The sequence below is a fragment of the Mesorhizobium sp. M8A.F.Ca.ET.021.01.1.1 genome (genome assembly GCF_003998025.1).
Taxonomy (GTDB): Bacteria; Pseudomonadota; Alphaproteobacteria; order Rhizobiales; family Rhizobiaceae; genus Mesorhizobium.
Window position 1 is genome coordinate 1 of sequence record NZ_RZSJ01000352.1, and the last position, 6,310, is coordinate 6,310.

The following is a 6,310-nucleotide window of genomic DNA, read 5'->3' on the forward strand; positions in this document are numbered from 1 at the left end:
GAGAACAAAGGCCGATGGCCGACGTTCCCCGACGAATGCCTCAATGTCGGCAGTGTCGTCGGTCCTGCGCAACATGATCGAGGTCAGGTGCGCGGCATTGACCTGCATGGCGTTGCCCGGCGACAGAAGCGTCACCGCCCCTGCCCCGCTTCGGGCGGCGGCAAGCGCCGAGAGCCGCGCCGCGCCGGTAGCGTTGGGTCCACCGGAAAAGACACCGACATGGCCGCGCTTGTATTTGTGCGCGTCGACGGCCGGCACCGGCAAACCGCGCAACCAAAGCTCCGGTCCGTTCTCGAATGTCCGGGGCTGGAGCGTTGCGATGATCTGCGCGCCGATGCCGATATCGGCAAGCACGATCTCGCCGCATCGTTCCCGGCCGGGCAGGAGCATATGGCCGGGTTTCTTGCGCGCGAAGGTCACGGTGAGGTCGGCTGAGAACGATGTGCCGAGCACCTTGCCGCTGTCACCGGAGATACCGGAAGGCAGGTCGACCGCGACAACCGGCAGATGCAGGTCGCTCACGAGATCGACCGCCCTGGCAGCCTCGCCGGACAGCGGCTTGGACAGCCCTGCCCCGTAAAGCGCATCGACCACGATCGAGCCGGGTCCGGCATTAAAGTCCGATAGCGGCTGGGGCCTGACGGAGCATTCCGCGGCGGCGAGTGCCGCGTCGCTATCCGGCCTTGGCGGACCATGCGCCCAGACCGTGGTGGCGACGCCGCTGCCGGCAAGGACCTGGGCAACGATATAACCGTCGCCGCCATTGTTGCCCGGGCCGCACAACACATGGACGTGCGCCGCCGCGGGATAGCGCCTGAGCACTTGCGCCGCGACGGCTTGCCCGGCACGGCGCATCAATCCAATGCCGTCGGTTGGACCTGCTGCAATAGTCAGCCGATCCGCTTCGCCCATCTCGGCGGAAGTAAGAAGTTCGTGGCTCATGGATTGCCGATCCGCATTCGATCAAGCATTGTCCAGTTTTCGGCTCGACGCAAACGGGGAGGAGTAGCGCTGTCATGGTCACGTCGATCGGCGCAAGGATCGCAGGCACCAAGCTGCCCGCAAGATGAGCACTTTGCCCACATATTGGGCAGACACGCACAGTGGCGCCGGATAGGCTGTTGTCCTTCATGCCGCTTCCAATGCAGCGAATGACGCGAATTTGCATCTGGGGGTGACATGGCTTTGGAATCGTATGACACCGCTTCAGTTCCCTTCGACTGGCACAGTTCGTGCTTGATGGAGGCGCAAGCGGGGGCTCACAACCCGTTTTTTTGGCAGTGGAGGCCACTTTTTACATGAAAAAGATCGAAGCGATCATCAAGCCATTCAAGCTGGACGAAGTGAAGGAAGCGCTTCAGGAGGCCGGACTGCAAGGCATTACCGTGACCGAAGCCAAGGGTTTCGGGCGCCAGAAGGGCCACACCGAACTCTACCGCGGCGCCGAATATGTCGTCGACTTCCTGCCCAAGGTGAAGATCGAGGTCGTGCTCGGCGACGATGCCGTGGAAGGCGCGATCGAGGCCATCCGCAAGGCGGCCCAGACCGGCCGTATCGGCGACGGCAAGATCTTCGTCTCCAACATCGAGGAAGTCGTGCGCATCCGCACCGGCGAAACCGGCATGGACGCGGTTTGATCCGACCCGGCCATCCTTTAAGAAACGTCATCCATCAAAAAAACGTCAGCACACAGGGATACATGACATGACGACAGCCAAAGACATCATGAAGCAGATCAAGGACAACGACGTGAAATTCGTCGACCTGCGCTTCACCGACCCGAAGGGCAAGCTGCAGCACGTGACGATGGATGTCGTCGAGGTCGAGGAAGACATGTTCGCCGACGGTGTCATGTTCGACGGCTCCTCGATCGCCGGCTGGAAGGCCATCAACGAGTCCGACATGGTGTTGATGCCCGATCCGGACACGGTCCACATGGACCCGTTCTTCGCGCAGTCGACCATGGTTATCCTGTGCGACATCCTCGACCCGGTCTCGGGCGAATCCTACAACCGCGATCCGCGCGGCACGGCCAAGAAGGCCGAGGCCTACATGAAGGCGGAAGGCATCGGCGACACCATCTACGTCGGCCCGGAAGCCGAGTTCTTCGTGTTCGACGACGTCAAGTACAAGGCCGATCCCTACAACACCGGCTTCAAGCTCGATTCGACCGAACTGCCGTCGAACGACGACACCGACTACGAAACCGGCAACCTCGGTCACCGGCCGCGCATCAAGGGCGGCTATTTTCCGGTGCCGCCGATCGATTCGGCGCAGGACATGCGTTCCGAAATGCTGACGGTGCTGGCCGAAATGGGCGTGCGCGTCGAAAAGCATCACCATGAGGTGGCCGCCGCCCAGCACGAACTGGGCATCAAGTTCGACACGCTGGTCCGCAACGCCGACAAGATGCTGATCTACAAGTATGTCGTGCACCAGGTCGCCAACGCCTATGGCAAGACCGCCACCTTCATGCCGAAGCCGATCTTCGGCGACAACGGCTCGGGCATGCACGTCCACCAGTCGATCTGGAAGGGCGGCAAGCCGACCTTCGCCGGCAATGAATATGCCGGTCTGTCGGAGAGCTGCCTGTTCTACATCGGCGGCATCATCAAGCATGCCAAGGCGATCAATGCCTTCACCAACCCGCTGACCAACTCCTACAAGCGTCTGGTGCCTGGCTACGAAGCGCCGGTGCTGCTCGCCTATTCGGCGCGCAACCGCTCGGCCTCCTGCCGCATCCCATTCGGCTCGTCGCCAAAGGCCAAGCGCGTCGAGGTCCGCTTCCCGGATCCGGGCGCGAACCCCTATCTCGCTTTCGCCGCCATGCTGATGGCCGGCCTCGACGGCATCAAGAACAAGATCCATCCGGGACAGCCGATGGACAAGGATCTCTACGACCTGCCGCCGAAGGAGCTGAAGAAGATCCCGACCGTCTGCGGCTCGCTGCGTGAAGCGCTGCAAAGCCTCGACAAGGATCGCGGCTTCCTGAAGGCCGGCGGCGTCTTCGACGACGACCAGATCGATAGCTATATCGAACTGAAAATGGCGGAAGTGATGCGCTTCGAAATGACCCCGCATCCGGTCGAATACGACATGTACTATTCGGTCTAGGATTCCGTTCGGATAATGTTTCAAAGCCCTTGAAGGATTTCCCCCTTCAAGGGCTTTTTGCTGATCCAAAGGGCTCTGTCGATGGATTGTTTGCGGACAGCCACGCACGATGGTCAACTTGCTTAGGTTTTGAAGGACGGATCGCAGCTGGAGCTGCCGGGCCTCGCGGCGGCCGCCGGCGAAAGACCTCAGGTCACAAGCGGCAGGACCCAGCCAGTGCCCATTCGAGCAAGTAGCCGTAGCCTTTCGAGCGCAATCGAACGCCAGGAGCGAGCGGCGCACTGCCTCAGGCTGCAATGCCCGCTCGTCCGGCGCCCCCGCCAATGCAGTCGTTCACGAAACCCCCGCCCCGTTCGAACAGCATCGCTTGGCGTAACCCATAGCCATGAATACGCATGCCGCGGCGTCATATGTCAACGCCACGGAGGTATGGCACCAACTGGCGATTTCCTTGCATGAACAGTGGCTTATACAAGGGTTCGTTGGTGTACGGACGAGCCGGAAACAGGCAGTTTTCCGGGCTTTTTCACCAAATACAGAAACGCAAGCCATCGATGAAGGGTATGGCATGCCGGCCAAAAGCCTCCTCATTCGCTGAAGCTGACCCGACCTTTTCAGCCTGACTTTTTTTGGGTGTATTCAAGTCGCAGCCGTTCGATCGGTTTTGATGGACGTTCAGCGCCTGTTCCGCCCACTCGCTGCTAACGTGGCATCCCGGAGCGAGTCTCTCCGGAATGGACGGGCCGCCACAAAAGAGAACCCCGGCGACGGCCGGGGTTCTCGCAAGGACAGAGCGTCGGAGGGTAACGCCTATCCAGCAAGCTCGTCGGGACCGTGCAGGTTCCAGTCCGTTCGCCTGGCCAGGATCAGCAGATAGTAGATTGCCGCCACTGCCATGATCAGCAGCGTCGCGATCAGGCTCGGGCGCCCGAAAGCAGCATCGAGCAGGTTCTGGTAGGCGACATAGACCAGCGCCACAAAGGCAAGGACGGCCGGCACCGGGAACAGCGGCATGCGGTAGTGTCCGCCAGCCGTGGTGCCATTGCGGCGGCCGGCAAACACCGCCACGCACAAAAGCGCGTAGATCACCACCAGCGACGTGCCGCTGACCACCAGCAGCAGATTGAGATCGATGAAGCAGGCGAGCGCAGCCAGCACCGCCACGACGATGGTGGCGATCCAGGGCGATGCGTAGCTGCCATGGACCGAGGCGACGGCGGCGTTGATTGGGCCGAACCAGGTCTTGTCGCGGCCGGAGCTGAACAGCAGCCTGGCGGCCTGCAGGATGATTGCGATGACGGCGTTGAAGATGGCAACGACGATGGCAAGGCTGATCAGAACCGTCAGCGCATGGCCGCCGCGCGCTTCCAGAAAATACTCGATCTTCTGGGGTGCCGCGAGCAGGCCGGGAAGATCCGGAGACCCCAGCAACACCGCCGTCAGCGGAATGAGTTCGGCCGCGACGGTAATCACCAATGCCCAGAGAACCACCTTGCCGATGTTGCGCCTGGCATCCTGTGTCTCCTCGCCGAAATAGGCGGCCGCGCCATAGCCGTTATAGGCAAACAGCGAGACGGCAGTGGAGGCCAGGATGAGGCCGGCCGAGGCCGGAACAAGCGTGTTCGTGGTGGCGTCGAGCAATTGCGGCGAGGTGAACAGGCTGGAGAGCGGCCGCTCGACATGGGCAAAGCCGAGACCGGTCAGGATCAGCAGCGCCAGCATCTCGATGCCGAGGAAAATGCCGGTGACGAAGGCATTGAGCTTGATGCGCATCGCCGCGACCGTGCCGGCCAGCCCGATCGTCACCACGCCGACCCATTGCGGACTGAGGTTGGGGATGAGCACACCGAGATAGGTGCCGACACCAAGCGCGATGACGGCGACGATCAGCACGATCGAGACGAACACCAGCACCAGCGTGACGAAGCCCCAGAAGCGGCCGAGCGTGCGGCCGATCATGGTGTATTCGCCGCCGGCCATCGGATAGGCCGACGAGAGCTCGGCATACACGAAGGCCATGAACAGCCCAATGACCGCAGCAATGACGAAACTGAGGAATGAACCGGTGCCGGCCAGCGCGATGACGCCCGGCACGATGATGAACACCGAGGATGCCGGCGTCACTGCCGACAGCACGATCATCAGTGTGCCGAGCGCATTCAGTGCCCGATCCAGTCCCTTGGCGGCGGGCGCGGCCTTGGCAGTTGCCCCTGTCGTTGCTTCGTTTGTAGACATCTTCCTCCCCTTTTTTTAATAAGATAAAAATTTTCCTCCGAGGGGAACCTAGCGATGGAGTCAGATATCGTCAATTAATATGGTGCATTGGTGCTTGCGAAATTTCATGAGGCTGTTTTAAACTGAATCAAATTCAGGAAACGAAGATGGGACGACCCAAAACCCAGGCCGATCGTCGCCTCACGCTCGTCGCGGCAGCGGAATCGATGATCGCCAAGCGCGGCCTTGCCGGCGTCACGTTGCGCGACGTCGCCAATGAAGCAGGGATGAGTTCGAGCGCCCTGCTCTACTATTATCCTGGCCTGAAGGACCTGCTGGACGATGTGCAACGCAAGGCCGTCGAGCGGTTCTGCACCATACGCGCGGCGTCGGTTGCCGAGATCGCCGATCCGCGGCTGCGGCTGAAAACGATGATCGAAAGCGGACTGCCGACGGACGCGGACGACCAGCTCTGCCGGCTGCTGCTCGAACTTGGCGCCTATTCGCGCTCGGATGCGAGCTACGCGGCCCGCCACATCACTTTGTTCGAGCGGCAGGTGTCGATCTATGTCGGCATACTGGAGGCGGGCGCCGCCACCGGCATCTTTAAACTGCGGGCGACCAGCGAGACGATCGCGCGCAGCCTGGTCGTGCTCGAGGATGGCCTGGGGCTGCATCTCGTCAATGTCGTGCCCGCGGTCGATCAACCTTCGGCGATGGCGATCCTGACCAGCTATGCCGAGCTTGCGACGGGCTGCAGCCTTCGCTGAGCCAGAATATCAATCAACGGAGCGGAACCCCAGCATGGACCAACTGCCGACCCATACCTCCACGCCAGCCGGCAAGGCCCGCGCCCGGGCGCTCGCCATTCCCTTGCAGGGCACGCCCGGCCCCGCCAATGCCATCACCGATGTGGGAGGCGTCCTGGTCGGCTACTCCACGATCATCAAGGGCGAAGGCAAGCTCGCGCTCGGACAGGGAC

5 protein-coding genes are annotated in these 6,310 nt (G+C 61.7%); 3 read left to right on the forward strand and 2 right to left on the reverse strand.

Translation table 11 applies throughout. The features are described 5' to 3' along the window. A partial coding sequence (locus EOA36_RS23460; protein WP_127279622.1) for an NAD(P)H-hydrate epimerase occupies positions 1–942 on the reverse strand: 942 nt, incomplete at its 3' end. A gap of 356 nt (positions 943–1,298) precedes the next feature. On the opposite strand from EOA36_RS23460, the gene EOA36_RS23465 reads away from it, so the two are divergent. Beyond that, entirely contained in the window at positions 1,299–1,637 is a 339-nt protein-coding gene (locus EOA36_RS23465; RefSeq protein ID WP_006205430.1) for a P-II family nitrogen regulator, read from the forward strand. A gap of 67 nt (positions 1,638–1,704) precedes the next feature. Further along, a complete protein-coding gene (gene glnA / locus EOA36_RS23470) occupies positions 1,705–3,114 on the forward strand; it encodes a type I glutamate--ammonia ligase (RefSeq protein WP_127279623.1) in 1,410 nt (469 codons plus the stop codon). Between the two features lie 810 nt (positions 3,115–3,924). Here the strand turns inward: glnA and EOA36_RS23475 are convergent. Beyond that, on the reverse strand, positions 3,925–5,349 hold the full coding sequence (locus EOA36_RS23475; protein ID WP_127279624.1) for an APC family permease: 1,425 nt from the start codon (positions 5,347–5,349) through the stop codon (positions 3,925–3,927). A gap of 146 nt (positions 5,350–5,495) precedes the next feature. Between EOA36_RS23475 and EOA36_RS23480 the strand changes: the two genes are divergently transcribed. Next, entirely contained in the window at positions 5,496–6,098 is a 603-nt protein-coding gene (locus EOA36_RS23480) for a TetR/AcrR family transcriptional regulator (RefSeq protein WP_127279625.1), read from the forward strand. The last annotated feature ends 212 nt before the right edge of the window (positions 6,099–6,310 follow it).